This is a genomic window from Actinoplanes missouriensis 431 (assembly GCF_000284295.1).
In the GTDB taxonomy this organism is placed as follows: Bacteria; Actinomycetota; Actinomycetes; order Mycobacteriales; family Micromonosporaceae; genus Actinoplanes; species Actinoplanes missouriensis.
On sequence record NC_017093.1, the window covers coordinates 1,029,677 to 1,056,548 of the forward strand.

The window sequence follows — 26,872 nt, forward strand, 5'->3', positions numbered from 1 at the left end:
CCCTGAATCAGCTGGCCTGAGCCTGGGAAACAGCTGTGATCAGCTCATCGCGGGCGCGGGCCACCCGCGACCGGATCGTCCCCACCGGCACCGCTTCGACCTCGGCCGCCTCCGCGTACGACAAACCGAGCACCTGGGTCAGCACGAACGCGGTCCGCCGCTCGTCGCTCAGCCGGCTCAGCAGGTCCGCGCTGCTCAGGCGGTGTGCCGGGTCGGGGGAGGGCAGCTCGGTGACGGCCTGCGCGGCGAGCCGGGCGTCGAGCCGGCGGCGGCGCACCACCGAGCGCAGGTGGTCGGCGCAGACCCGCCGGGCGATGCCGAGCAGCCAGGTGCGCACGCTGGACCGGCCGGCGAACGTGTCGAGCGCCCGGAACGCCCGCAGGTACGTTTCCTGGGTGAGGTCGTCGGCGGTGCCCGGGTCGATCAGCGCGGCGGTGAAACGCCACACCTCGGCCTGGGTGGCACGCACGAACGCGGCCTGCGCCGACCGGTCGCCGTCACGGGCGGCCAGGGCCAGCGCGGTGGTCTCGTCCGTCTCGTGCTCACCAGCCGTCACGAGCCGAATGGTACGCGAATCGGCAGTCCCGGTCGGTATCTGGAACCATGCAAGGGCTTCCCCCACCGGAAACGGAGTGCATCTTGACTGACCGCCGCCGGGTGCTGGCCGTGCTGGCCGGTTTACTGCTCGGATTCTTCGGGACGTTGCTGTCCGCCGCGCCGGCGAGCGCGCACGCCGCGCTGGTCGGCAGCGACCCGGGCATGGGGACGATCGTTCCGGACGCGCCGAACCGGGTCACGCTCACGTTCAGCGAGTCGGTCCAGCTGATTCCCGGCAAGATCCGGGTGATCGCGCCGGACGGCTCGCAGGCGAACCAGGGCGACCCGTCGGTCAGCGGCGGGGAGGTGACGATCCCGCTGCGGTCGGGCGGCGGCCGGGGGACGTACCTGGTCAGTTATCGCGTCATCTCCGCCGACAGCCACCCGGTGGCCGGGACCATCACCTATTCGGTGGGCGCCGCGTCGACGCCGCCTGCGGCGTCGGCGGAAGACCAGGTCCGGGTCGATCCGGTGGTCCGCGCGCTCATCCCGGTCGGCAAATACCTGGGGTACGTCGGCCTGGTGCTCCTGGTCGGCCCGGTGCTCGTGCTGGCGCTGCTGTGGCCGCAGCGTCTCGACCGCAGCGGGCCGGGACGGCTGATCTGGACCGGCATCGGCCTGGTCACCGGCAGCACGCTGCTCGGGTTGTACCTGCAGGCGCCGTACACGCTGGGTGTCGGGCTCTTCGACGTGCGGGTCGGTGACCTGCGCGACGTGCTCGGCAGCACGTTCGGCGCGGTGATGCTGGTCCGGCTCGGCGTGGTGATCGCGGCGGCGTTCCTGCTCCGGCCGCTGCTCGGCGGCCCGCGCGGCGGCGGGGGCGGCGAGTCGAAGCTGGATCTGGCGCTGCTCGGCGTGCTGGGCGTGGCCGCGCTCGCCACCTGGCCGCTGACCGGGCACCCGACCGCCTCCCCGGTGGCCGGCGTCTCGGTGGTGATCGACGCGATCCACCTGGCGGCGATGGCGGTCTGGCTCGGCGGCCTGGTGATGCTCTTCGGGTTCCTGCTGCCGAGGGCGAACGGCCGCGAGCTCGGCGCGATCCTGCCGATCTGGTCGCGCTGGGCGGCCGCCGCGGTCGGCGCGCTGATCTTCGCGGGTGTGGTGCAGGCGCTGATCGAGGTGGCGTCGCTGGACGGCCTGATCAACAGCACCTACGGCCGGCTCATCCTCGCCAAGATCGGTCTGGCGGCGATCGTGATCGGGGTCGCCGCGTACTCCCGCAAGCTGGTCCGGGACCGCAGCGCCGAGGAGGCGCCCGGCCCGCTGCGCCGGATCGTCTCGATCGAACTCGCGATCACCGCGGTCGTGCTGGCGATCACCGCGGCGCTGGTGCAGATCTCCCCGCCGCGCACCGCCGAGGCGGCCGAGACCGGCGCCGCCAGCACGACTGTCACCCAGACCCTCACCGCGGAGAAGATGTCCCTGCAGGTCGACATCTTCCCGGCCGCGGTCGGCAACAATTCCATCCACCTGTACGCCTACACGCCGGACAACAAGCCGCTGCCCGTGGTCGAGTGGAAGGCGACCGCGGCGCTGGCCGACAAGGGCATCGAGCCGATCGAGATCCCGCTGCTGCGGATCACCGACTTCCACGCGATCGGTGACATCGCGCTGCCGGCCGCCGGCGAGTGGACGTTCAAGTTCACCGCCCGGACCAGCGACATCGACCAGTCCACGCTGACCATGACGGCGAACATCAAGTAACCGAGCGCTTCCACGGCCCGGCATCCCTGAAGGGTGCCGGGCCGTTCGCATATCAATCGGGGATCACGTTCCCATTCGCCCATTTTGAGGTTATTTGCGTCTGTATGGTCTGCGCAGTACCGCCTGGGAAGGGGGAGAAGAGATGCGGGTGTTCCGCACGATCCTCGGCATGCTCCTACTGGCCGTCGGGCTGCCCGCGCTGCTGGCCGGCGCCGCGCTGTGGACGGTCATGCAACACCGCGACCCGGGCGGCGCTTTCAGCGGTGAGCTGCAGAAACTGGCGGTTCCCGGCTACGCCGTAGTGGTGCCCGACATCGACCGCCTGCTGCGCGACGACGCCCCCTTCGCGCGGATCGGCGACACCCAGCTGCGGCTCACCGTGGCCACCACCGACGGTCCCGGCTTCATCGGCCTCGCGCCGTCCACCGAGGTCGAGCACTATCTGGCCGGGGTGTCACACACCCGCATCGACGCCGTCGACATCGGCACCGGGACGCTCCCGATCACCTCCACCCGGGTCGCCGGCCCCCGGGCGCCGTACGGGATCCCCGGGCAGCAGGCATTCTGGACACGCACCGGGCAGGGCGCGCTCGACCTCGTCCCCGGAACGCTGACCGGCTCGCACAGCCTGGTCGTGATGAGCGCCGGCGGCGCACCGGTGAACCGCCTGGCCGCCGTCGCCGAGATCCGGCCGGGCTGGCTGAACTCCAGCACCTGGGGCCTGATCACGCTCGGCACCCTGCTCCTGATGGCCGGCGTCGTGGCCCTGGTCTGGCCGGGCCGCCGCCGCGAGATCGTCTACGTGGTCGAGCCCAGCCAGGTCCCGGAGCTGATGCAGGCGATCGGGGCGCCGCTGCCGTCCGGCGTCGTCTCTCGTTCCGGCGGCCCCCGCCAGGGTGGCGCTCACCGCCCGCGCACTCTGGCCGATGCCCGGCCGGTCCGCCCGCCGGCGCTGCCCGAGTTCGCCTGGCCCCCGAAGGCGCCCAGCGCTGCGTCCGGCGGTGCCCTGCCCGGCAGCCCACTGAGTTCACCCCTGGGCTCGCCGCTCGGGTCTCCGCTGGGTGCGCCGCTCGGGTCCCCGTCGGGGTCCCCGCTCGGATCGCCCGTGGGTTCCCCGCTCGCGTTGCCCGGCAACGCGTCCTCCGTCGCGGATTCCCCCGCGCCTTCTCCCTCAGCCGTCACCTCGTCCGGTGTCACTTCGTCGGGAGCCACGTCGTCCGGCGTGGGTTCCCCGGGGACGGTCTCCGCCGGTGCAGGTTCCGCGGGCACGGTCTCCGCGGGCACGGTCTCCGCGGGCACGGTCTCCGCGGGTGCGGGTTCCCCAGGGACGGGCTCCGCAGGTGCGGGCTCCTCGGGCGCGGTCGCCACGGGCACCGCGCTTCTCGGCGCCGGTTCGCGAACCCCCGCACCCGGCCAACCCCTCAACCTGCTGGGCGAAACATCCGCACTGTCCGGTATGCACCAACCCGCCACCATCCCCGCCCGCCGCGCGAACCGCCGCCCGGCCACACCCGACGACATCCCGGAATTCCACGCCACAGCGGTAGGCGCCTGGGTAGCCGCAACCGCCCCCGAACGAGCCCGCCAGACCGAAGCCCGAGCAGCCGCCCGCCTCCGCGAGGCCGCAGCCCGCAAAGCCGCCGAAGCCGAACCGTCCCGCCCCACATCCCTGCCAGGCCAGTCCAGGCCCGAAGCAGCCAAAGCCCCCCAGCCCCAGCCGGCGCCCGCCGCCACTTCCGAGCCCGCGCCCGCGCCCGCTGCCGCTGCCGCTGCCGCTGCCGAGCCCCAGCCCGCGCCCGCTGCCGCTCCCAAGCCGGAGCCCGCGCCCCTCGCTGCTGCTTCCGAGCCTCAGGCCGCGCCAGCTGCCGAGACCCCCGCCGCCTCGAAGCCGCAGCCGGCCGCCGACGCGGAGACCGCTGCCCCCTTGGAGGCGCGCCCAGCCACCCTCGCGGAAGCTCCCCGGCAGGGCGGAACAGGCGGCCGACAGGCTTCCAAGAAGCAAGCACGAAAGAACGCCGCCCCGAACGATGCGAAGTCCCCGCTACCGCGAGCTGTTCAGGAAGCGACACCAGCGGCGGCACCCGCCAAATCCCCGGTCTCTCGCATCGCCCTGCAAACCGGCCCAGCCGCCACCGACTGGACCGCCATCGGCCTGACCCGCTTGACCGGCGGCCGCACCGCCACCCCGCCGATCCCGGCAGCACGCTCGCAGCACACCCCACCAGCCAAGCCGCCGACATGGCCCCCAGCAGCGAAGCCCAGCCAGCCCCTCCAGGCCGAACCCACCCCAGCACAACCCGCAACAGCCGCTCCGGCCGAAGCCGCTCCCGCCGCCCTGGCGGAGCCCGTTGCGGCCGTCCTGGCGGAGCCCGCTCCAGCTGGCCCGGCGGAGGCCGCTCCGGCGAGCCCGAAGGATCCGATCCTGCCGATCCCGAGCAGCCCGGTGGCCGCGCCGGAACTGCCCGCAACCTCCGCCGCCGGAATGCCACCGGCCTTGGACCCGAAACCGGCCCCCGCCTCAGAGCAGGCTGACACCACCATCCCGGCCCCACCCGCCAAGCCAGAAAAATCGGAAAAACCGGCAAGCAGGAAGGCCGCCCGAAAGAACAACCCCTTGGCCCAGGCGCAGAGCCGCCTCACTGGCAAACCGACATCCGTCACACCCGGCAAAACGGGCGTAGTTCGCCGCGCCCCCGCCGCCTGGATCAAGGCCGCCGAGTCGATGGCCGCCCGCGCCTCAGAGAAGGCAGTCGAGTCGCCGTCTCCGAAAACGCAGCCGGTCGAGGCGCCACTCCTGCAAGCCGAGCCCATCAAGACGCCGCTTCCAAAAACGCAGCCCGTCAAAGCGCCGGTTCCCAAGGCCGAGCCCGTCAAGGTGCCGGTTTCCAAGGATGAGCCTGTCAAAGCGACGCTTCCGAAAAGCGAATCCTCCGAGGCGCAGGCGTCGAACCTGGCGAGCAAACCGCGCCAATCCGCTGATAAGCCGCGGCCCAAAGCGCTGAGCTATCGCGAGGAGGCCGCCGAGCTCCTGGCCGGCACCACCGAGCGCCGCCGCCGCCGAACCGTAGCGGGCCGCCCCGCTGCCGACCGTGATCAAGACCGCCACCATGACCGTGGCCCCAGCCAGCATCCCGAGCCCAGCCAGGGTCCCGACCTCAGTCAGGATCGCGACCCCATCCAGGATCGTGGCCCCAGTCAGGATCGCAGCCAAAGCCAGGGTCGCGACCATCCACAGTCCTGATCCCCGGATGCCGGATATTTCCGGCATCCGCACACACGCACGCGCCCACCCGCATCCCCGCAGCAGCGCTCAACGGTCGGCACCGCAAGCTCACGCCCCACAACTCCGGTCAAGAACTGGCCGCAATAATCCCTACCGTTCCACCCATGAGAGTTCTGTCGAACCGCGAGCTCAACCGCACCTACCTGACCCGCCAACTACTCACCCACCCGGCAAGCCACCCCATCGCGGACACGATCGAGCACCTCGTCGCCCTGCAGGCCCAGGAATCCGACTCCCCCTACCTGAGCCTTCGCGCCCGCCACCCCGACCTCCACCTGGACGACCTCACCGCGCTCCTCCACGACCGCACCGTCGTCCGCAGTAGCCTCCTCCGCGGCACCCAACATCTCTGTACCGCCAGGGATTTCCGCTGGTTACGCCCGACATTGCAGCCCGGGCTCGACCGGTTCGCAGCACGCGGCGGGCGACTCGACGGCCTGGACCAGGCGACCCTTCTCGAGGCCGCCCAAGAGATCCTCGGCGACGGCCCGATGAGCCGCCCGGAGCTGACCCGTCGTCTGGTCGAGCGGTTTCCCGGCCCGGATCCCGAGTGGCTCAAGCTGGTCGTACATCTGCGGTTGTCTCTTCTTCATCCACCTCCGGCCGGAACGTGGCGGCATCGGGGGCGCGTGGGTTGTGTACTCGCCGAGGACTGGATCGGGCAGCCGCTGGCCGCGGAGCCGGCGCCGGAGACGCTCGTCATGCGGTACCTGGCGGCGTTCGGTCCCGCTTCGATCAAGGACATGCAGGTGTGGTCGGGCGTCACCCGCTTGCGCGGGGTGATCGCCACGCTGCGCGATCGGCTGCGGGTCTTCCGGAGCGAGACCGGAATTGATCTGTACGACCTGACCGACGCGCCCCTGGCCGATCCGGACCTGCCGGTTCCTGTCGTGTTCATCCCGGAGTTCGACAACGCGATCCTCGGCCATGCCGACCGTGACCGAATCATCCATCCGGGTGACCGCCCGCTCGTGACGCCGGGCTGGTCGATCGTGCGCCCGACGGTGCTGGTGGACGGGTTCGTGGCGGCCAGCTGGTGGGTGAGCGGGTCGTCGCTGAGCATCGCGCCCTTCCGCCCGCTGGCGGAGAGGGATCGGCTGGAGGTGGAGCGGGAGGGTGAGCGGTTGCTGGAGTTCATGGTGCCGGGGGAGAAGCCGGAGATCCACTGGGCGGGGGAGCAGCCCGGTGTGCGCTGGGGTAATAAGCCCGAAAGGGCCCTCCGTGCTGCCGACACAGAGGGCCCTTTACCGGGGGGAACGGAGTAACCGAAGGGGGGCTTCGTCCGTTAAGTACACTTTACCCAACAATCGGCCAAGTGGGAAGTCCACCCACCAAACCGGACAAACAGTGTTGATTCGGACCGGGGTCACTGTACGCGGCAAACGATGTCGCCGCGCCCGGCGTAGGCTGTGGCCGTGGCGGATCTTCTGGTATGGATCGACTGTGAGATGACCGGTCTCGACCTCGGCAAGGACAAGCTGATCGAGGTCGCGGCGCTTGTCACCGATCCCGAACTCAACGTGCTCGGCGAAGGCGTCGATCTGGTGATTCACGCGGACGACGCGGCGCTCGACGCGATGCCGCCAGTGGTGCGTGACATGCATGCGAAATCCGGTCTGACCGACGAGGTCCGCCGGTCCACGGTCACCATGGCCGAGGCGGAGGAAGCCGTCCTCGCGTACATCAAGGAATTCGTTCCGAACCCGCGGACCGCTCCGCTCTGCGGCAATTCGATCGCCACCGATCGCGGCTTCCTGGCCCGGGACATGCCGGCGCTCGACGCCCACCTGCACTACCGCATGATCGACGTCTCCTCGATCAAGGAGTTGTGCCGCCGGTGGTACCCGCGGGTGTACTTCGGTCAGCCGGCCAAGGGCCTGTCGCACCGCGCGCTCGCCGACATCCGGGAGAGCATCCGCGAGCTGGAGTACTACCGGCGCACGGTCTTCGTGCCGCAGCCGGGCCCGGACGTGGAGGCAGCGAAGGCGATCGCTGCCGGGCTGTAGCCCCTAACCCGCTCGACGGCCCCCCCAGTGGTGTGGCTATGATTGTCCCGCAACACAGGGTTCGCCCTGTGAGCGTGGTGGTCGTAGCTCAGTTGGTAGAGCACCTGGTTGTGGTCCAGGGGGTCGCGGGTTCAAGTCCCGTCGATCACCCCACGTGAGCAAAAGGCTCGGTCCTCAGGGACCGGGCCTTTTTCGTGTCGCTCCGATCAGGCCGGCCGAAGCCGGGAAAATAATTCCGGAACTCGCGCAACCTTTTGAGTGCGGGAGACCACTGGGGTGTGGATCAATCCTCGTTCCCCGGGAGACTCCCTCATGCTTGCCAAGCGCATCGTCGTACCGCTCTCGGTGCTGACCGTCGGCGCCGCTGCCGCGGTGGCCGGCGTCCTGAACGCCGACGCCGCCGAGACCGCGGCCTGTTCCGTCACCTACAGCGTCGCCAGCCAGTGGAACAGCGGCTTCACCGGCGATGTGAAGATCCGTAACACCGGGGCGGCGGTCCGCGGGTGGACGCTCGGGTTCACCTTTCCCTCCGGTCAGAAGATCTCCAGCGGCTGGAACGGCGCCTGGACCCAGACCGGCAGCACCGTCACGGTGAAGGACGCCGGCTGGAACGCCGCGATCGCGGCGGGCGGGCAGGTGGCGCTCGGCTTCAACGGCACGTCCAGTGGTGACAACGCCGCGCCCACCGGGTTCACCCTCAACGGCGTCACCTGCGGAGCGACCGCAAGCCCGAGCGCGTCCAAGACCGCGACCGCAAGCCCGACGGCGACAAAGAGCCCGACGGCGACAAAGAGCCCGACCACGAGCCCGAGCGCGTCGAAGACAACGAGCCCCACCAAAACCGCGACCGCGAGCCCGACCGCGACGACCACCAAGGGCACCGAGAACTGCACCGACTACGCCGCCCTGGTCCGCGGCAAATACTGGGTCAACAACAACGTCTGGGGCAAGGCCGACGGCGCCGGCTCTCAGTGCGTCCGGGAGAACGGCCTCAGCGGCGACAACCTGAGCTGGGAAACGAGCTGGAACTGGTCCGGCGACACCACCAAGGTCAAGTCCTACGCCAGCGCGGTGCTCGGCTGGCACTGGGGCTGGAAGGCGACAGGCACCGGCCTGCCGATCCGGCTCAGCGCCGGCAAGCAGGTCAACGCGTCCTGGAACTTCCAGGTCACCCAGACGACCAGCAACATCATGAACGTCGCGTACGACCTCTGGCTGCACGACATCGCGAACCCGGACTGGCAGAACAACCCGACCGACGAGGTCATGGTCTGGCTCTACAAGTCCGGCGGCGCGGGTCCGGTCGGCACGAAGCAGGCCACCGTGACGATCGCCGGCGCCACCTGGGACCTCTACAAGGGCAACATCGGCTGGAACGTGTACTCGTTCGTGCGTACCGCGAACACCTCGTCCGCCTCGCTGGACCTCACCGACTTCACCGACGACCTGGTCGCCCGCGGCTGGCTCGCGAAGAGCAAGTACCTGTCGAGCGTGCAGGCCGGTCCCGAGATCTTCACCGGCTCGGGCCGTCTGGAGACCACCGCGTACTCCGTGAAGATCGGCTGACGCCGCCCATCCCCGTGCTCCCCCTGACGGTCAGGAACAGTGGCTTGTCCGAGTATGAAACCGAATATGCCTTCCGGCGTTTCTTCGACGACCATCACGCCGACCTGTCCCGTCTCGCCTACCTGGTGACGGGCGATTCGCAGGCTGCCGACGATCTGGCCGCCGACGCGTTCGTCGAGGTGTGGCGGCACTGGGAGCGAGTTCAGGCGGCGCAGAGCCCGATCGCGTACGCTCGCGGCATCGTGACCAACCTGGCCCGTCAATGGATCAAGCGGCAGAGCCGGGAACGCGCCGGCATCCTCCGGCTCGGGCTGCTCCGCCGCGAGCGCGGCGAGAGCGACACCCCCGCGGTCCTCGACGTGCGCGCGGCGCTGCAGCGACTTCCGCAGCGGCGTCGGGAGTGCGTCATTCTGCGGTACGCGTTCGACGTGCCGGAGAAGGAGGTGGCGACGATCCTGGGAATCTCGGTGGGGGCCGTGAAGAGTCACACGTCGCGTGGCGCCGCCCAGCTGAGCGAGTTCCTGCGCGGCATGCCGCTGATGATGGGTGGCCTCCATGGCTGACCATCAGGACTCGAGGCACCCGGATCTCGGCCGGGTGCTGCGCCAGGAAGCCGACCGGCACGTGCCGGACCGGGACGCGATCCTCACCCGGGTCGCACGCCGCCGCGGTGAGCCGGCCCGCGGGCGGTGGGCGTTCCTCGCTCTTCGCCCGGTCGCGGCCGCCGCGTCGGTGGTGGCGACCCTGGTGGTGGGTGTCGCCGGCGTCAAGCTGATCGGCGACCGTCCCTCCGGCGAGGTTCCGGCGGCGACCGGGAGCAGCGCCCCGGCGTCACCCCCGGTGTCCCCGTCCCCGTCCTCGTCCATGTCGCCGTCCGCCTCGTTCTCTCCGTCCGAGCAGCCGCCCGTCACGTCGACGGTCCGTCCACATCGGCCTTCCGCGACCGGCGGGACGGCCGGCACTCCGGCCGCTCCGCAGTGGACTCCGGCGGCCGGGTACCTCAGTTCGGCGGCCGTGATCGATGCGCACTCGAACGACAACTGGGCGCAGGGCAACCTGGTGCTCACGACGACCGAGACGGTCACGGCGCTCGACGTGGTGGTCAGCGTGGCCCGCACGGACGGTGTCACGAGCGCGGGGCAGTGGAGTTCCGTACCCAAGGAAATGCTCTCGATGTCGGTGACCGAGGAGAAGGACGCGCTGCTCTACCGGTTCACCCTGCACGAGGGCGCGACGCTGGCGCCGGGCGGGTACACGTTCGCGGCGCAGTACCTGCACGCGGCCGGCCGGCGGGATCCCGGCGCGGACATCTTCGGCGCGATCGCGGCGGCCGGTGACCGGAAAGTGGAGATCAACGGGGCGTTCGCGACGGATTGACCTCCGACAGCGCACGCACAGCGCGATGCTGCATGATCATCGAATGGTTGCGGTAAACGCTGACGACTACGCCTGGTTCACCGAGCAGTTCGCGGAACTCGCCGATGGTCACTGCCTCACCCTGATCCGCGGGCGCACCCCGGCCGAGGTGATCGGACGGGTGGGCGGCACGAACCCGACCCGGGCCGTCGGTGTCCGCCGGCTGACCGGTGAGTCCTTCGTGGCGGCCGCGGAGATCGGCGAGTGGACCCTGCTGCTCCAGCCGGACGGCCGGGAGGGTACGGCTGCCGAGCGCGACTTGTCCCGTGGCACCGTGCTGGTGTCGCACTCCGCGACCCGCTTCCTCTGGGCCCGCGACGGCGGGGTCGTCCTCCGGTTCGACCCGGCCGACCCGTCCCGCCGCACCGGAACCGACCCGGACGGCCTGGTCGAGGTGCTCGACGGCCTGGGCTTCGACACGACCGCCGCCGGCGACGAGCCGGGGTCGGGCGGGGTCGACGACGCCAGGCTGCGGGAGCGCGGCCTGGCGCTGGCGGAACAGCTCACCGGGGTACGCCTGACGCTCGAAGCCTTCGAGGCGCTGACCTTCACCCGGGCCGCCGCGCAGTCCCCTGCCGAGCCCGCAGCCACCCGCGCCGTCCAGCCGGAGTCCGCAGTCCGCGCCGACCGGCCGGAGTCCGCAGTCCGCGCCGACCGGCCGGAGTCCGCAGTCCGCGCCGACCGGCCGGAGTCCGCAGTCCGCGCCGACCGGCCGGAGTCCGCGGCCCGCGCCGACCGGCCGGGGACCGCCGAGTCGCCGCTGGCGTCGAGTCGCCGGCCGCCCGCCAAGCCGGAACGCTGGGACGAGGAGTACGACGCCCCCGCGGAGGACTGGTCCGACGCGGACGGCGACGACGACGAGGAGACCGACACCGACGACCGGGAGTGGCCGCGCCTGATCGCCCGGGTCCGCCGCGCCTTCAGCTGACCCGCACGGTCTCCAGGTGGGCGTCCAGTTCGGCGACCGCCTCGGCGGGCGTCAGATGGCCGGCCAGCACGTGCACGCTCAGGCCGTCCACCAGCGCGTTCAGCCGGCGGGCCACGGACAGCTGCTGCTGCGGTGACGCGTCCGGGAGCAGGTGGCGGGTCAGGCTCTGGCACAGGTCGGACATGTCGATCAGCATCTTGCGCTGAACCGCGGCCAGGGCCGGGTCACTGAGGCCCAGGACCAGGAATGCGAAGGTGATCGACGACTCGGTGTGGCGTTCGGGATCGATCGGCATGGTCTCCAGCAGCAGTGTGCGGACCATCTCCTCCGGCGTCCCGTGCGGTTCCAGCGCCAGGATCCGTGCCGTCACCCGGGCGAGCACCTGGTCGCAGGCGAAGGCGAGCAGCTCGTCGCGGGTGGCGAAGTAGTGGCGCAGCGCGCCGGAGGACCAGCCCGACTCGGCGGCGACGGTCCGCATGGACACGTGCGCCACCCCGTCCCGGGTGATCACCCGCCAGACGGCACCGGCCAGCTCACGGCGGCGCTCCTCATGATCGACAACTTTTGGCACGTACCGATCATCGCACAGTCGTGTTATAAAAGAAAAAACACGAACGTGCGAAAACGGGGGGAGTGCCATGGTCGCGCTGATCGTCGCGTGTGAGATCGGCTTCTGGGTTCTGCTCGTGCTGGGTCTGCTGGCTCGCTACGTCGCGAAGTGGCGCCGGGTCAGTGCTGCCCTGCTGATCGCGGTGCCGCTCGTCGATGTGCTGCTGCTGGCGTTCACCGCGATCGACCTGCGCAGCGGGGCGGAGGCGACGCTCGGGCACGGGCTCGCCGCGGTCTACCTCGCTGTCACGGTCGTCTTCGGCCACCGGATGATCCGGTGGGCCGACGTGCGGTTCGCCCACCGGTTCGCCGGCGGTCCCGCTCCGGCGCCGGTGCCGAAGGTGGGACGCGAGCACGCCGCCCGGGAGCGCCGGGCCTGGTTCGACCACCTGCTGGCGTACGTGCTGGGCGCCGGATTCCTGGGCCTCTTCACGCTGGTGGCCGGTGGCCTGGACCAGGCGGCGGGGCTGTGGCAGGTGATGGGGATGTGGACGCTCGTGCTGGCGATCGACTTCGTCATCTCGTTCAGTTACACGGTCATGCCCCGCAAGGCGCGAGTTCGCTGACCCGTACCCGGAAATGGTTGCGGGCCTGGTCTGAAAAGACCAGGCCCGCACCACATCGGGTTTTAATCCTCGATCAGAGGTAGCTGCCCTTTTTGTACTCGGCGTAGCTCATGTTCCAGTCGGTCCAGCCGTTGCCGTTCTTCAGCTTGTCCTCGGTGCCGGAGACCGTGATCACGTCGCCCATCATCGTGCGGTCGAAGAGCCACTTGCCCATCGCCTCGGAGACGTTGACGCAACCGTGCGAGACGTTGCGGCGGCCCTGCTGGCCCTCGGACCACGGGGCGGCGTGGATGAACTGGCCGCTGTAGGTGATCCGCTGAGCCCAGTCGATGTCGGTGCGGTAACCGCCGTCGGGGTCGGTGTCGGTGGTGTCGAAGACGGTGTGCGCCTTCTTCTCCATGACGACCATGGTGCCGCTGGAGGACGGCGTGCTGGCCTTGCCGAGGCTGACGGGGAGGGTCTTGATGACCTTGCCGTCCTGCTTGACGACCATCTTCTTGGTCTTGTTGTCGACCGTCATGATCATCGAGCGGCCGATCTTCAGGTCGACCGTCAGGTCGGAGCGGCCGTACCAGCCGTCGCCGAGCTTCACACCCTTGAGCTGAACCTTGTAGAAGACCTTGGAACCGGCCTTCCAGTAGGTCTTCGGCCGGAAGTGGACCTCGGTGGAGCTGATCCAGCGCCAGGTGCCCTCCTGGGCGGGGGTGGCGGTGACCACCATGCGGCGCTCGACCTCGGCGCGGTACTTCTCCGGGATGGCCCGGCCGAACTTCATGATCAGCGGCATACCGACGCCGACGACGTTGCCGTCGCCGAGGAAGCTGGTCACGCGAACCAGGTTCGCCGGCTTCTTCATCGTCGTGAACGTGCTGGTCGTGGTGTTGCTCTTACCCTCGGCCTCCGGCGTGGTGACGGTGACCGTGTACTTCGTGCCCCAGGCCAGCGACTCGCTCGGCTTCCAGACGTTGTCGTCCTTGTCGAGCGTGCCCTTGACCTCGTCACCCTTGGGACTGGTGACCTTGACCGTGGTGTTCTCCGGGTCCTCGCTGTTGTACTTCACGTCGGACCAGGCCTCGACACCTGTCGCGTCGAGCGCGGGCGAGGTGACCGCCACGGTGCTCAGCGTCGGCTCCGGCGATGGCGCCTCGGCGGCCGGCGCGGCACTGTTGCCGCCGCCTGCCTGGCTGCCGCCCTGCCACGACGGGGAATCGTCGCCGCCGCCACTGCATGCGGCAGTCAGCAGCAGAGTGCCCGCCAGCACCGTGACCACGGCCGCGCGCCAGCGGCGACCCGACCGATTTTTACCCATGTCCATGGTCCCCTCACGGCGTCGTTCTCCGGCGCCCAATACTGCTCCAAAAATGTCTCTCGACCAATCCCGGTTTTGTGCCGTAGTACCCGGGTCACGGGTACTGAACACTCACGGAACCTTCAACGCGCTGCCCTTGACGAACTCTTCCCAGCTGACGTTCCACGGGGTCCAGCCGTTGCCGTAGTCCAGCTTGTCCTCGGTGCCGCGGACCGTGACCGGGTCGCCGATCAGCGTCTTGTCGAACAACCAGCGTGCATTCGACGGGGACACATTGACACAACCGTGTGACACATTTCGCTCGCCCTGTGCGCCGGTGGACCACGGAGCGGAGTGAATGTACTGACCGCTCCATGTCAGTCGCTGCGCGTACTGGATCTCGGTGCGGTAACCGTCCGCGCCGTCGGTGTCGGTGGTGTCGAAGACGGTCTCCGCCATCTTCTGCATGACCACCATCGTGCCGCTCGACGACGGGGTGCTCTTCTTGCCGAGGCTCACCGGCATCGTCTTGACCGTCTCGCCGTCCTGGACGACCGTCATCTTCTTCGACTTGTTGTCGACCTTCATCTCGAGCTTCCGGCCGATCTTCACGGTCGCCGAGCGGTCCTTGTCGCCGTAGATGTTGTTGCCGGTGGGCAGGCCGCCGACGGCGATCCGTGCGGTCAGCTTCGTGCCGGGCTTCCAGTACTCCGGCGCGCGGTAGTAGGCCTGGGTGCCGCTGTCGGTCCACGACCAGGCGCCGGGCTGCGGCGGGTCGGTCCGCACGAACATCCGCTTCTGTACGGCCGCGCGGTCCTTCTTCTTGATGCCCGGGCTGAACTCCACGACGACCGGCATGGCCACGCCGTACGTGTTGCCGTCGAACAGGTAGAGGCCGGTGCCCGTCCGGCGGCCCGGCTCGCCCATCGTGGTGAACGAGGTGGTCTCGGTCGTGGTGGCGCCGTCCGCGCCGGTGACGACGACCTTCGCCGCGTACTTCTGCTTGGTCTTCAGCGGTTTGGCAGGCACCCACGCCGACTTGTCCTCGCGGAACTCGCCGCTGACGGTCTTGCCCTTCGCGTCGGTCAGTGTGACCGAGCTGACCTCGCCGCCACTGACCTTCAGCCCGATCTCGGCGCTGACCGGCACGTTCTTCTTGTCCTTTGCCGGCGTGACCTCGAGCGACACCGGCTCGGCCACGGTGGTGCTCTCGGTCACCGGAGCGGAGGCGCCGCTCGCGGGCGAGGAGGACGCGGCAGGTTCGGCGAAGGAGGGTTTCGGGTCGTCGCCACACGCGGCGAGGGGGGCGATCACGGCAAGCGCCAGGATCGCCGCCAGTGAGCGGCGGAGGTCAACCATTGTCGTGGCCCCGTTCTGGAGTTCTCAGCGCAGACATACTGACTCATCCACGCAAGTCGCGGGTCCCCCTTTGCGGTGGCAAGTAACCGATTTCAGGGATGCTCGGAGGGCGTGCTAACGTTTTCCCCGTTGCAAGGCAAGCGCTTGCAAGGCCAGCGTCGCTAGCTCAACTGGCAGAGCAGCGGACTCTTAATCCGCGGGTTGTAGGTTCAAGTCCTACGCGACGCACTCGCTACAGCACCAGCCCCGGCCCACAGCCGGGGCTTTTTTCTGTCCCGTTCCGATAGTTTCGGAGCAGTGAAGATCATCACGCCTGCGGATGCCTGCATGCGACCTCCGAAAGTTTCGGAAACTACCGGTTGACTTGATCACGGCACGTCCGAACAATGAAACAGCGACGATCGTCAATCGATGTTCCCCCGCTCATCGAAAGGTGATCCCCCATGCGTCGATCCCTCGCCGCGGCCGCCGTCCTGGCCGTGGCCGGAACACTGCTGTCCGGAGCGCCCGCCATGGCAGAAGCAGAGGTCCAGGCCGCCGCGGCCGACTGCGCCAACGGCTATGTCGCGCTGACCTACGACGACGGTCCCAACCCCGGCAACACCACCAACCTGCTCAACGCCCTGCGCTCGGCCGGACTGCGCGCCACCATGTTCAACACCGGTCAGAACGCGGCGTCCAACCCGGGTCTCGTGGCCGCCCAGGTGTCCGCCGGCATGTGGGTGGCGAACCACAGCTACACCCACCCGCACATGCTCACGCTCAGCGCGGCGCAGATGAGCTCGGAGCTCTCCCGGACACAGTCGGCGATCTCCTCGGCCGGCGGCGGCACCCCGGTGCTGTTCCGGCCGCCGTACGGCGAGACGAACGCCACCCTGCAGTCCGCGGCGTCGGCGCTGGGTCTGCGCACGGTCATCTGGGACGTCGACTCCCAGGACTGGAACGGCGCGAGCACCGCCCAGATCGTGCAGGCCGCGAGCACCCTCACCAACGGCCAGATCATCCTCATGCACGACCAGTACGCGACGACCGTCGCGGCGATCCCGCAGATCGCGGCGGGACTGCGGAACCGGGGCCTGTGCGCCGGGATGATCTCGCCCACCACCGGCCGGGCGGTCGCGCCCTCGTCGGGTGGCACACCGGGCACACCGGGCACGCCGGGTGGTACGTGCACCGCGACCTACTCCGAGGGCCGGAAGTGGAGCGACCGCTTCAACGGCCAGGTGACGGTCACCGGGTCGAACAACTGGACGGTCACCGTCACGTTCCGCTCGCCGCAGCGCGTCAGTGCCACCTGGAACGCGGCGGTGACGTGGAACTCGACCTATGTCATGACGGCCCGCCCGAACGGCAGCGGCAACACGTTCGGCTTCACCGTGATGCACGGCGGCAACTGGACCTGGCCGTCGCTTACCTGCGCCGCGACCTGAGAAAACCCGCCCGCGGGCGTGGAGATCCACGCCCGCGGGTTAGGGTGATTCGTGTCGTCCATCCAGATGCTGACCAGCGATGATCTCGACGGAATCGGCCATGACGCGCTGCACGGCGGCGATCCCCGGGCCGCGGTCACCGAGCTGGTCACCGCGGTTGACCAGCAGACGCTTGCCGATCCTGCCGACGCCGGTTACGCGTTGATGCTGGCCGCCGAGATCACCGAGAAACAGGGCGACCTGGAGCCGGCTCTCGCCCTCGTGGAGCGGGCCATCGCGACGTACCAGCTGCTCGAGGACGCGGCCGACGGGTTCGCCCGGGCGCAGCGCGGCGAGTTGTTGTCCCGGCTCGGCCGCGACGACGAGGCGATGGCCGCGTTCACCGCGCTGCGTCCCCGGCTGGTCCGCGATCCGGACGCGCCGATGTACCTCGCGGAGGCGCTGGAGGAGTGCGGCGAGGGCGCCGTCGCCGAGCAGTGGCTGACGGCGGCGCTGACCACGGTCCTGGACCGGCCGGAAGACAAGATCGACGAGCGGGTGGCGTCCGCGTTGCTGCACACCCGCCGCCGGGTCCGGCGGGAGATGGGGATGCCCGCCGACGAGTACGACGAGTTCCTCGACGGGGCGCCGGCCGGGAACGGTCAGAGCGTCATGTTCTGGCCGCACGACGAGTTCGACCGGGTGCAGTTGCGCTGGCCGGCGTTCGCCGAGGTCTACGGGCACACCTGGGATGATCATCGCGCCGATCTGGAGAAGGCGCTCACCGTCTGGGCCGAGTCCGGGCAGTCCGGCTTCCGCCTCTTCCCGGGTTCCGCCGACGGGTTGGCCGAGCACGTGAGCCGGCACGGCGGCGATCCCTCGGACGCAGCGGTGCGAGCCGGGTACGCGCAGCAGCTCGAAACCCACGTCCACGCGGTCGCGTGGCCGCCCGGCCGTAACGATCCGTGTTGGTGCGGTTCCGCCGCGAAGTACAAGAAGTGCTGCCTGCCACGGTCCCGCTGAGGGGTCCCCGACCGTGTGCTAACGTTCTTCCTCGTTGGCAAGCGCCGCTAGCTCAACTGGCAGAGCAGCGGACTCTTAATCCGCGGGTTGTAGGTTCAAGTCCTACGCGGCGCACCACGAAGGAAAAGGCCTCGCCCTGATGGGCGGGGCCTTTTTCGTTACTGCCTGTGATCAGGGGGCCGTGGGGAACCTGTGATCAGGGGGCCGTGGCGAACCCGCCGGTCACCATGCCGATGCCGCCCAGCGCGATGATCACGATCATCGGCAGGAACACCAGGTAACCCATGACGAGGCCGGCGATCGCCATGCCTCGGCCGGACTTGCGGCCGTCCTTCGTCTCGGCGAGTCCGATGTGGCCGAAGACCACCGCGAGCAGCGCCGGCACGGCCCAGGTGCACCAGCCGAGCAGCAGGCTGCAGATGCCGAGCACCAGCGCCGCCACCGACCAGGCCGAGGTGGGCATGCCGACGACCATGTGCGGGTGGTATCCCGGCGGCGGCAGGTACGGCGGCGTCTGGGGCTGTGGATAACCCGCTGCCTGCTGTTGATAACCGGTCTCGGGGTAGCCCGGCGCCCCGAAGACGGGAGGGGCCGGGTAGGCCGGCGGGCCGGAGTGGGCGGGCGGCGCCGAGTAGGGCTGCTGCGGCTCGTAGGGGAGCGGCGCGTACGGCTGCGGGGGGAACGGCGCGGCGTGCGGGAACGGCGCGGTGGGCGGCGCGCTCTCCGGAGCCGGGAACGGCGTGGTCGGCGTCGTGCCGTCCGGCTGGAACGGGGTCGTCGGCGGTGCGTTGTCCGGCGGGAACGGCGCGGTCGGCGGCGTGCTGTCCGGTGCGGGATAGGCCGGCGGGAACGGCGTGGTCGGCTCGAACGGGTCTTGCGGTGCGGGGTGTGACATCGGGCTCCGAGCTCCTGACACTGTGCGGGTGGGAGTCCGGCCGGTCCCACCCCCATTTGGACCGTTTGTTCATGCTGCCGCCCGGCTTCGCCCGTGGCTACTCGGTGAGACCCATTCGGTACGAAAATCTGGCCCGGCTCGGCCGTACGGTCGTGATCGCCGGCGGCCCGTATCGTCGGCGCCATGACGCGCGTCCTGCTGATCTCGGGGAGCACCCGCGACGGATCACTGCACACCGCCGCCCTGCGCACCGCGGCCCGGCACGCCACCGCGGGGATCACCGCCGACCTCTATGACGGCCTCTCCGGCCTGCCGGCGTTCGTGCCCGGCGAGCCGAACCCACCGGTCGCCGTCACCGAGCTGCGTGACCGGGTGACCCGGTCGGACGCGCTGCTGGTCAGCACCCCGGAGTACGCCGGATCGCTGCCCGGCAGCCTGAAGAACCTCTTCGACTGGCTGGTCGACGGCGGCGAGCTGAGCCGTAAACCGGTGGCCTGGCTCTCCGTGGTGACGCCGGGGCGCGACGACGGCGCCCGGGCGTCGCTGGAGTCGGTGCTCGAGCACGGCGGCGCCCGGCTGCTGCGTCCGGCCTGTGTGCGGATCCCGCTCGAGATGGCCGCCGTCGACGCGGCCGGCCTGGTCACCGACGTCCGGCTGCACGTGGCGCTGCAGGACATGGTGGGCGCGCTGGTCCGCTCACTGAATGAGCGGACCAGCGCACCGCAGCCGTCGTGGCAGGCGCACTCCAGCGTCTACCCGGTGGTGCAGCGCCAGGACGCGCCGCGGGGCGCCCAGCTGCCGCCGTGGGCCCGCGGCGTCAACTGACCCGGCAGACACGCCGCCTGCCGGCCTGCGGCGTCAACCGAGCCCGGTCGCGGCGGTCAGGCAGGCTTGGGCCCCGGCGCAGCGGGTCATCGCCTTGACCGACGCGCGCAGCCGCGCGATCCGGTCGGCCGACAGGTCGCCGGCCAGGTTGCGCAACTGGTCCGGGTCGGCCCGGTTGTCGTAGTACTCCCGGGTGCCGTCGACGTATTGGACATAGGTGAAGCGGGCGGTCCGGATCGCGTCGTACGTCGGCGGAATGTTGATGCTGTCCTGCTCGTAGTCCGGGTCGGCCGGGTCGGTCGCCGGGTCCCGGTGCTCGATCAGCGCGGCCTCCCGCCACCGCGCCGGGGTCTCCCCGGCCAGCAGCGGCTTGAGGCTCTGCCCGTCCACCTCGGCGGCGGCCGGCACCCCGGCCAGGTCGGTGAAGGTCGGCCTCAGGTCGATGTTCGCCACCACCGCGTCGACGGTCTGCCCGGCCTTGACGCCGTGCCCGGCGGCGATCAGCGGCACGTTCACGTCGGTGTCGAACGCGGTCTGCTTGCCGGAGGGCAGGCTGTGCTCACCCATGTGATAGCCGTTGTCCGAACTGAAGATCACGACGGTCTCGTCGGCGACGCCGGCCTTCGTCAGGGTCGACCGCAGCGCGCCGAGCATCCGGTCCACCGACACGACGGACTGGGCCCGTTTCCGGAACTCCTGGTCCATCCGGGCCTTCTGCTGGGCGTTCAGTTTCGGGTGCGGGGCGAGCCAGGCGGGCGCGTCCGCCGGCACCTTGTCGTACGCCGCGGTGCGGGGCGCCTTGAGCCCGGGGAACAGGTTCGCGTCCCGTGGCGCCGGTGTGTACGGGGCGTGCGGCGCGTACGTCGCCACCTCCAGCATGAACGGCGTGCCGGTCGCCGCCGAGGTGGTGATGAAGTCGGTCGTCCGGGCAGCCAGCACGTCGGTGAGGTAGTCCGCCGGCTTCTCGCCGTACTTCTTGACCGTCCCGTTCTCGTTCAGCGCGTAGTTGAAGTTGTCGTACGCGTTGCCACCCACGAACCACTGGTCCCAGCCCGGCGGCACATACGGCTTGCCGCCCCCGAAGCTGGTCGCCGGGAGGTACTCGTTGAGGTACTTGCCGAAGAACCCGGTGCGGTACCCGGCCGCCTGCAGGTCGGTCGCGAACGTCGACTTCTCCTGGCCGCGGCTGTGGAAGAGCCGGAAACCGCCGTCCGAGCCGTGGTTCTTGAAGATCCCGGTGTTGTGCGGAAACTGTCCCTTGAGGAGCGACGCGCGGGACGGGCAGCAGAGCGAGTCGGTCACCGTGTAGTTGACGAACCGCGTGCCCTCCTTCTGCATCTTCAGCAGGTTCGGCATGTACCGCACGAGGTTCTCGGAGAGATCGTCGGTGAGCACGAAGACGATGTTCGGCCGGCTCGCCGCCGATTCGGTGGCCGGGGCCGCCGAGGCGGACGGGCTCGCCGACCGGTTCCCGGTCCCCGGTGAGGATTCCGTGGTGGTGCACGCGGTCACGGCCAGTAGGGAGGCGGCGACGGCGAGCGCGCGGCGGAAGGAAGACATGGCGGGGCGGGAGCTCCATCCTTCAAGGGGTGGGGGCCTTCAAGGGACGACGGCCTTCAACAGGCGACGACCGGAGGGTATCCGCCCCGGGCACCCGGATCTGCCACGGTTGCTTACCTCTCGCTGAGATGATCTTTAAGAATCCCTCAACGGAGGCGGATCCGGCCCCACGGTGACGCATAGTCACCTCCATGCTCGCCGTCATCGCCGTCTGCTCCCAGCCACGCCCCCGACGTCCCCGTCGCCTGGTTCCGCCGCGCCCCCGGCTGCCCCGGCGACCGCCCCGCACGCCCCGGCGCAGCAGCTGATCCCCTGAGGCATCGACCCGGTACGACGATGCGCGACGTGCCCTGGCCGACCCGCGCCTCTCCAAGCAGTCCGCGTTCTCGGTCGGCTCGTCCGCGACGGCGAACAGGCAGTCCAGCCCGGCCGCGATCCTCTCCCGGCACATGCTGGCAGCCGATCCGCCGGACCACACCCGGTTGCGCCGCCTGGTGTCGGCCGCCTTCACGGCCCGGCGGATGGAGAGCCTGCGCCCGCGGATCGAGGAGATCACCCGGGACCTGCTCGACGCGATCGATGGCCGGGACGAGGCCGACCTGATCGACACGTTCGCGTTCCCGCTGCCCATCCAGGTCATCTGTGAGCTGCTCGGGGTGCCGGCCGCCGACCGGGACGACTTCCGCGCCTGGTCCAACGTGATAGTCGCCGGCTCGCAGTCCGGCGACCGGCTGGAGCCGGCGATCCGCGCGATGGTGGGGTACATCCTGGCCCTGATCGCCGAGCGCCGCGCGACCCCCGGCCCGGACCTGCTCTCCGGCCTGATCCAGGTGCGCGACGAGCAGGACCGGCTCACCGAGGAGGAGCTCTCCTCGATGGTGTTCCTGCTTCTCATCGCCGGTCACGAGACCACCGTCAACCTGATCGGCAACGGGACGTACCTGTTGCTGCGCGACCGCCCCCGGTGGAAGCGGCTGCGGGCCGAGCCGTCGCTGCTGCCCACCGCGATCGAGGAGTTCCTGAGGTACGAGGGGCCGGTGGAGACCTCCACGTTCCGGGTCGCCACCGAGGACCTGGAGATCGGCGGGGTCACCGTGCGCGCCGGCGACCCGGTCGTGGTCGTGCTGCTGTCGGCGAACCGTGACGGCGACCGTTTCCCGGACGCGGACGAACTGCGCCTGGACCGGACGCAGAACCCGCACCTGGCGTTCGGGCACGGCATCCACTACTGCCTCGGCGCGCCGCTGGCCCGGCTGGAGGCGCAGATCGCTTTCACGCAGTTGATGGCCCGCCATCCCGGCCTGCGGCTGGCGGTCGAACCGGAGGCTCTGCGGTGGCGTCCCGGGCTGCTGCTGCGCGGGCTGCATGAACTGCCGGTGCTCCTGTAGACCTGGCATGATGGCGGCCGTGTCCGTCCCTCATGATCCGTACTACTCGCCGACCACCAAGCTGCCGGTCGTCAAGCCGTCCGGCGCCGGCGTCCGCCTGAAGATCCTGGGCGCGATCACGGCCGCCACGGTGGTGATCGTGTCGGTCGCGGTCTGGATCATCTCGCCGGGTTCGTCCGACGGGGACGAGACAGCGGCCGTGCCGCTCGCCGTGCCCAGCGCAATCGTCACCGAGCCCTCGCCGGAGCTCACGGCCGAGGTGGAGCCCTCGGTGACCCCGAGCACCGCGCCGACGTCGAAGCCGACGCCGGCCACCACCCGGCCGGTGCGCCCGGCCGAGCTGGTGACCCAGCTGATGACCGTGGTGCGGGCGCTGGAGAAGCGCGGCGAGCTTGACGACGACGGCGCCAAGGCGCTGAACCGGCGACTGCAGCATCTGAAGAACCGGCTCCGCAAGGATCCGGAGAAGGCGTCCGGCAAGCTCGACGAGTTCGTCAAGAAGCTGGCCGACCTGCGCGAGGACGGGGACATCAGCGAGGACGGATTCCAGGCGCTCGCGGCCGGGGCGACGCAGATCGGCGCGGTGCTCCCGGCCGCCGGCTCGGGCTCCGATTCCGGCTCCAGCGATGACGGCGACGATGACGACGACGATGATGACGACTAGCCAGGGATCACCCGTCCCCGGATAGACCTGGCCACGGGTCAGCTGATGCCCAGCTCGGCCATCCGGCGGATCTCGGCGACCTGCTCCACCGCCGACTCATTGGCTAATTCGGACAGTCGCTCGTCCATCCCGCTCCGCAGCAGATCCGCGGCCATCTGCTGGGCGCCCTTGTGGTGCTCGGACATCATCGCGACGAACTGGCGGTCGAAGGCGGCGCCGGTGGCGGCGGTCAGCGCGGCGACCTTCTCCGCGCTCTGGCCGCCGGGCATCGTGGAGTGGTCGTGCGACGGGTCCGACTCCGGCCGGTTCCGGTCCTTCAACCAGGACCTCAGGTAGTCCATCTCGAGTTTCTGCCCGACGCTGATCCGCTCCGCCAGCCGTTTCAGCGCGGCGTTGCCGGCCTGGGAGGGCGCCAGGTCGGCCATCTCCACGGCCTGCTGATGGTGGGCGATCATCATCTGCACGTACGCCACGTCGATCGAGTTGTAGGCGCTCCCGTCGGGCGCCTTCACTTGATCAGAATCGGACACTTTTGCCGATTCTCCGGGACGACCCGGCAACAGCACCGGCACCGGCGATGATGAGGCGGTGGGTGCCGTGGCCTCCGGCGTCTCCTTCTCGGCGGTACAGGCGGACAGGGCGATCCCGCCGGCGGCCAGGACCGTCAAGGTCGCGGCCGCCAGGGTCCGGGCGTGTCGGCGATTCATCGCTTCCTTTTCGGTAAGGGTCCCCAACGCAACATTCGACAGCTATCGTAACGACCGACATCGCTGTCACCGGGGGTGCTCGCGACACAACTCGCGGTGTGTCGTCGGTGGCTCCGTATCCGGAAGGAGCTCCATGAAGCACCCTGCCCCACAAGGGCGGTTCAAGCGCCTGTTCAGTATCGGGTCTGCGGCAGCCCTGCTCAGCTTCTTGGTCGCGGCGCCTGCCCAGGCGGCAGCGGCGGACATTCCGGGCGTCGATGAGATCCGGAGCAGCTCGAATCTCAAGCAGATCGCCAACATTCCCAAGCCGGCCCCGTTCGCCGCCGAGAACGCGCTCAACTCGGACTGGGCGTTCCAGGGCAAATACGCGTACGGCGGCAACTACAACGGCTTCACCGTCTACGACATCCGCAATCCCCGGAGCCCGCAGGTCGCGGCCGTCGTGGTGTGCCCCGGCTCGCAGAACGACATCACGGTCTGGGGAGACCTGCTCTTCCTCTCCACCGACTCGCAGCGTTCCGACGACTCGTGCCAGAGCACGTCCGTCCCGTCCACCGCGCCGGCCGAGACGCCGCGCTGGGAGGGCATCAAGGTCTTCAGCATCAAGGACCCGCGGAACCCGCAGTACGTGGCCTCCGTGAAGACCGACTGCGGCTCGCACACGCACACCATCGTGCCGGGCAAGGGCTGGGACAAGTCGGTCTACCTCTACGTGTCGTCCTACAACCTGTCCGGCGTGAGCCTGCCGAACTGCGCATGGCCGCACGACAAGATCTCGATCGTCAAGGTCCCGCTGAAGAAGCCGGCGGCCGCGAAGGTCGTCGCCACGCCGGTGCTCTTCCCGGACGGCGGCTTCCCGGGCAGCGACTACGGCACCGCGACCAGCGGCTGCCACGACATCACCGCGTACCCGGCCAAGGACATCGCGGCCGGCGCCTGCATGGGTGACGGCGCGCTGTTCGACATCTCCAACCCGGTGGCGCCGAAGGTGATCACCACGGTGCGGGACACCGAGAACTTCGCGTTCTGGCACTCGGCGACGTTCGACAACGACGCCGACAAGGTCGTCTTCACCGACGAGCTCGGCGGCGGCGGCCAGGCCACCTGCAACCCGGCGATCGGGCCGAACCGTGGCGCGAACGCCATCTACGACATCAAGGGCAAGGGCAAGAAGCTCAAGCTCGAGTTCCGCAGCTACTTCAAGATCCCGCGGGAGAACGCCTCGACCGAGAACTGCGTGGCCCACAACGGCTCGCTGATCCCGGTCAAGGGCCGCGACATCATGGTCCAGGCGTGGTACCAGGGCGGCATCTCGGTCTGGGACTTCACCGACTCCCGCAAGCCCAAGGAGATCGGGTTCTGGGAGCGCGGCCCGCTCAGCACCGAGCGCGCCGTCACCGGTGGCTCGTGGTCCGCGTACTGGTACAACGGCTTCATCTACTCCAACGACATCCAGAAGGGTCTGGACGTCCTGGAGGTCAGCGACCGCCGGATCGACAAGGCGGAGCGCGAGCGCACCTGGCAGTTCAACGCGCAGACCCAGAGCGATTACCGTCGCTGGTAAACCTGGGTGAGCAGCACTGATGGGACCGTCCGTCCGGGCGGTCCCATCAGCGTCAGCCCGATCGGGTGATCAACCCGCGCGGCGTAATCGGACTTTCTGCCCATATCGGTACGTTCGTTGCATGGCCACGACACACCGCAGCGCTCTGCTCCGGTCGTTGCCTGTTCTGCTGGCGCTCGTTCTGGCCTTCTTCACCGCACCGGCCTCGGCCGGTCAGCCCTCCCGTGGCCCGGGCGCACACAGCATCTCCGCTTCTGCCGTGGCGGTCTCCACGGCCTCCGCCGACCTCGGTGACACGTCGGCGCGTACCCCGGAATCGCCGGCCGCCATGCCGGCACCGCTCTGCTCGACCACCTGCGCTGAGCGCGTCCTGAGCGCTCAGATCGTTCCCGGCGTCGCCGGCTCGCGGGCCCCGCCCGCCGCTCTCGCCTGACCCTTGTCGGACAGCACCTCGTGCTGCCTGTGGGTCCACGCATGCCGGGAGCGCCGGGACGGTTCCAGATCCTCGCTCCGGCTCCTTCTTTCGAACCAGCCCCCGGACCGAGACGAGCGGACGGAATCTCCTGCGATGAACATCCTTGCCGACATGCTGCTGACCGAGCCCGCCCCGATGGCGATCTGGGCGACCCTGATGCTGCTCACCCTGCCGGCCCTTGTGGTGCTGGCCAGCCCGCACAACGTGCGGAACCCCGGGCGGGCCCTGATCGACACGGTGGGCTTCCTGCGCCGCCGGGCCGAGCGCAGGGACGCCGAGCGCCTGCGGCGCATCGAGGAGGCCGTTCAGGCTGCGCGGTACGCCGACGAGGTGGGTGTGGCGGCGGAACAGGCCGGGTACGCGGCGCAGCGCTGGCAGGGGCACTGGGAGGCGGCCGGGGAGCGGGTGGACGCGGCCTGGCAGGCGTGGCGGGCCGCGGACGCGCGCTGGGCCAGGAGCCGGGCCACGGCGGCCTTCGGCACGCCCTACACCCCGAAGACCCCGATGGAGTACGCGTACCGCGAGCGCTTCCTGCACCGGGCGGTGCAGGCCGCCGCTGTCCGTGGTGAGCTGCCCGTGGCGGCGGTCGCGGACGCGCTGCACGGCCGCAACGGGTGGGATGCCCGGTTGCACCCGGCCGTGCAGGAGACGGTGGTGCTGCAGGCGAGCGCCGCGCACCTGCGGCGGGTGCACGAGCGTGCCGTGGAGGCCGAGCGGATGGCCTGGCAGGACTCGCTGCGGGCCGGCCGCAACCGGGACAGCCTGGCCCGGGAGGCGGCGGTCGCCACGGCTCACGCCGAAGCGGTCCGGCACCTGATCCCGCTGCCCGGCACCGCAGCGGCAGCCTTCCGGCCGGCTTTTGCCTGACCCTTCGTGGGGTTCAGGTGACCGATTGTCATCATTTCAGTGCTGCGGCGGGGTGTCTCGCCGGCGAGTGCTGGACCCGCGCCACGGCGCCCCGCGGGGAGGCGCCGTGGCTTCCTCAAGTCGCACATCGCGAAAGTCGATCATCTGTTCACGACTTCCATCGGTGCACGCCT

Annotated in this window: 24 protein-coding genes and 3 tRNA genes; 20 read left to right on the forward strand and 7 right to left on the reverse strand. The window is 69.9% G+C overall.

Annotated features, from left to right (window positions below; all coding sequences use genetic code 11):
* Window positions 1-7: 7 nt before the first annotated feature.
* The gene (locus tag AMIS_RS04855) at window positions 8-556 is read right to left on the reverse strand and encodes a sigma-70 family RNA polymerase sigma factor (RefSeq protein WP_014441084.1); all 549 of its coding nucleotides are present in this window, start codon (window positions 554-556) and stop codon (window positions 8-10) included.
* Window positions 557-603: 47 nt separating this feature from the next.
* Between AMIS_RS04855 and AMIS_RS04860 the strand changes: the two genes are divergently transcribed.
* The 9 genes from AMIS_RS04860 to AMIS_RS04910 all read left to right on the forward strand — a co-directional run bounded on the left by AMIS_RS04860 (window position 604) and on the right by AMIS_RS04910 (window position 11,500).
* A complete protein-coding gene (locus AMIS_RS04860) occupies window positions 604-2,301 on the forward strand; it encodes a copper resistance CopC/CopD family protein (protein ID WP_014441085.1) in 1,698 nt (565 codons plus the stop codon).
* Window positions 2,302-2,443: 142 nt separating this feature from the next.
* Entirely contained in the window at window positions 2,444-5,542 is a 3,099-nt protein-coding gene (locus AMIS_RS42270) for a hypothetical protein (protein WP_014441086.1), read from the forward strand.
* Between the two features lie 146 nt (window positions 5,543-5,688).
* On the forward strand, window positions 5,689-6,849 hold the full coding sequence (locus AMIS_RS04880; RefSeq protein ID WP_014441087.1) for a winged helix DNA-binding domain-containing protein: 1,161 nt from the start codon (window positions 5,689-5,691) through the stop codon (window positions 6,847-6,849).
* A 144-nt stretch (window positions 6,850-6,993) separates the two neighbouring features.
* Window positions 6,994-7,590: an oligoribonuclease gene (gene orn, locus AMIS_RS04885; protein WP_014441088.1), complete on the forward strand. Its 597-nt coding sequence runs from the start codon at window positions 6,994-6,996 to the stop codon at window positions 7,588-7,590.
* Between the two features lie 77 nt (window positions 7,591-7,667).
* Window positions 7,668-7,743 (forward strand) — tRNA-His (locus AMIS_RS04890).
* A gap of 159 nt (window positions 7,744-7,902) precedes the next feature.
* A complete protein-coding gene (locus tag AMIS_RS04895) occupies window positions 7,903-9,156 on the forward strand; it encodes a GH12 family glycosyl hydrolase domain-containing protein (RefSeq protein ID WP_014441089.1) in 1,254 nt (417 codons plus the stop codon).
* Window positions 9,157-9,200: 44 nt separating this feature from the next.
* Window positions 9,201-9,719: a SigE family RNA polymerase sigma factor gene (locus tag AMIS_RS04900; RefSeq protein ID WP_041829560.1), complete on the forward strand. Its 519-nt coding sequence runs from the start codon at window positions 9,201-9,203 to the stop codon at window positions 9,717-9,719.
* Window positions 9,712-10,533: a hypothetical protein gene (locus AMIS_RS04905; protein ID WP_014441091.1), complete on the forward strand. Its 822-nt coding sequence runs from the start codon at window positions 9,712-9,714 to the stop codon at window positions 10,531-10,533. The genes AMIS_RS04900 and AMIS_RS04905 overlap by 8 nt, the downstream gene beginning before the upstream one ends.
* Window positions 10,534-10,576: 43 nt before the next feature.
* Entirely contained in the window at window positions 10,577-11,500 is a 924-nt protein-coding gene (locus AMIS_RS04910) for a DUF6461 domain-containing protein (RefSeq protein WP_041829561.1), read from the forward strand.
* On the opposite strand, the gene AMIS_RS04915 is transcribed toward AMIS_RS04910, so the two are convergent.
* Window positions 11,493-12,071 carry a TetR/AcrR family transcriptional regulator gene (locus AMIS_RS04915; RefSeq protein WP_014441093.1) on the reverse strand — a complete coding sequence of 193 codons (579 nt, stop codon included), beginning with the start codon at window positions 12,069-12,071 and terminating at the stop codon, window positions 11,493-11,495. The genes AMIS_RS04910 and AMIS_RS04915 overlap by 8 nt on opposite strands.
* Window positions 12,072-12,138: 67 nt before the next feature.
* Here AMIS_RS04915 and AMIS_RS04920 point away from each other — a divergent pair, with 67 nt between their 5' ends.
* Window positions 12,139-12,675 carry a hypothetical protein gene (locus AMIS_RS04920; RefSeq protein WP_014441094.1) on the forward strand — a complete coding sequence of 179 codons (537 nt, stop codon included), beginning with the start codon at window positions 12,139-12,141 and terminating at the stop codon, window positions 12,673-12,675.
* Between the two features lie 73 nt (window positions 12,676-12,748).
* Here the strand turns inward: AMIS_RS04920 and AMIS_RS04925 are convergent, their stop codons facing one another.
* Both AMIS_RS04925 and AMIS_RS04930 read right to left on the reverse strand, forming a co-directional pair.
* Entirely contained in the window at window positions 12,749-13,990 is a 1,242-nt protein-coding gene (locus AMIS_RS04925) for a L,D-transpeptidase (RefSeq protein WP_014441095.1), read from the reverse strand.
* Between the two features lie 105 nt (window positions 13,991-14,095).
* The gene (locus AMIS_RS04930; protein ID WP_014441096.1) at window positions 14,096-15,322 is read right to left on the reverse strand and encodes a L,D-transpeptidase; all 1,227 of its coding nucleotides are present in this window, start codon (window positions 15,320-15,322) and stop codon (window positions 14,096-14,098) included.
* Window positions 15,323-15,477: 155 nt separating this feature from the next.
* On the opposite strand from AMIS_RS04930, the gene AMIS_RS04935 reads away from it, so the two are divergent.
* The 4 genes from AMIS_RS04935 to AMIS_RS04950 all read left to right on the forward strand — a co-directional run bounded on the left by AMIS_RS04935 (window position 15,478) and on the right by AMIS_RS04950 (window position 17,871).
* Window positions 15,478-15,550: transfer RNA gene (locus AMIS_RS04935), tRNA-Lys, on the forward strand.
* A gap of 215 nt (window positions 15,551-15,765) precedes the next feature.
* Window positions 15,766-16,752 (forward strand): polysaccharide deacetylase family protein, encoded by a 987-nt coding sequence (locus tag AMIS_RS04940; protein WP_014441097.1) that lies wholly within the window; start codon window positions 15,766-15,768, stop codon window positions 16,750-16,752.
* Between the two features lie 51 nt (window positions 16,753-16,803).
* Window positions 16,804-17,754 (forward strand): SEC-C metal-binding domain-containing protein, encoded by a 951-nt coding sequence (locus AMIS_RS04945; RefSeq protein WP_157434736.1) that lies wholly within the window; start codon window positions 16,804-16,806, stop codon window positions 17,752-17,754.
* Window positions 17,755-17,795: 41 nt separating this feature from the next.
* A tRNA-Lys gene (locus AMIS_RS04950) sits at window positions 17,796-17,871 on the forward strand.
* Window positions 17,872-17,950: 79 nt separating this feature from the next.
* On the opposite strand, the gene AMIS_RS40235 is transcribed toward AMIS_RS04950, so the two are convergent.
* Window positions 17,951-18,649, reverse strand: a complete 699-nt coding sequence (locus tag AMIS_RS40235) for a DUF4190 domain-containing protein (RefSeq protein ID WP_014441099.1) — start codon at window positions 18,647-18,649, stop codon at window positions 17,951-17,953.
* A 183-nt stretch (window positions 18,650-18,832) separates the two neighbouring features.
* Here AMIS_RS40235 and AMIS_RS04960 point away from each other — a divergent pair, with 183 nt between their 5' ends.
* Entirely contained in the window at window positions 18,833-19,474 is a 642-nt protein-coding gene (locus AMIS_RS04960) for an NADPH-dependent FMN reductase (protein ID WP_014441100.1), read from the forward strand.
* Window positions 19,475-19,507: 33 nt separating this feature from the next.
* Here AMIS_RS04960 and AMIS_RS04965 read toward each other — a convergent pair whose 3' ends face one another.
* Window positions 19,508-21,034 (reverse strand): sulfatase family protein, encoded by a 1,527-nt coding sequence (locus tag AMIS_RS04965; protein ID WP_014441101.1) that lies wholly within the window; start codon window positions 21,032-21,034, stop codon window positions 19,508-19,510.
* Window positions 21,035-21,483: 449 nt separating this feature from the next.
* Here AMIS_RS04965 and AMIS_RS04970 point away from each other — a divergent pair, with 449 nt between their 5' ends.
* The gene (locus tag AMIS_RS04970; RefSeq protein ID WP_231859234.1) at window positions 21,484-22,422 is read left to right on the forward strand and encodes a cytochrome P450 family protein; all 939 of its coding nucleotides are present in this window, start codon (window positions 21,484-21,486) and stop codon (window positions 22,420-22,422) included.
* Between the two features lie 19 nt (window positions 22,423-22,441).
* Entirely contained in the window at window positions 22,442-23,086 is a 645-nt protein-coding gene (locus tag AMIS_RS04975; protein ID WP_157434737.1) for an FIMAH domain-containing protein, read from the forward strand.
* Between the two features lie 38 nt (window positions 23,087-23,124).
* On the opposite strand, the gene AMIS_RS04980 is transcribed toward AMIS_RS04975, so the two are convergent.
* A complete protein-coding gene (locus tag AMIS_RS04980; RefSeq protein WP_014441104.1) occupies window positions 23,125-23,793 on the reverse strand; it encodes a DUF305 domain-containing protein in 669 nt (222 codons plus the stop codon).
* 133 nt (window positions 23,794-23,926) lie between these two features.
* On the opposite strand from AMIS_RS04980, the gene AMIS_RS04985 reads away from it, so the two are divergent.
* The 3 genes from AMIS_RS04985 to AMIS_RS04995 all read left to right on the forward strand — a co-directional run bounded on the left by AMIS_RS04985 (window position 23,927) and on the right by AMIS_RS04995 (window position 26,699).
* Window positions 23,927-25,357 carry an LVIVD repeat-containing protein gene (locus AMIS_RS04985; RefSeq protein WP_014441105.1) on the forward strand — a complete coding sequence of 477 codons (1,431 nt, stop codon included), beginning with the start codon at window positions 23,927-23,929 and terminating at the stop codon, window positions 25,355-25,357.
* A 121-nt stretch (window positions 25,358-25,478) separates the two neighbouring features.
* Window positions 25,479-25,790 carry a hypothetical protein gene (locus AMIS_RS04990; RefSeq protein WP_014441106.1) on the forward strand — a complete coding sequence of 104 codons (312 nt, stop codon included), beginning with the start codon at window positions 25,479-25,481 and terminating at the stop codon, window positions 25,788-25,790.
* Window positions 25,791-25,925: 135 nt separating this feature from the next.
* Window positions 25,926-26,699, forward strand: a complete 774-nt coding sequence (locus AMIS_RS04995) for a hypothetical protein (RefSeq protein WP_014441107.1) — start codon at window positions 25,926-25,928, stop codon at window positions 26,697-26,699.
* Window positions 26,700-26,872 lie beyond the last annotated feature (173 nt).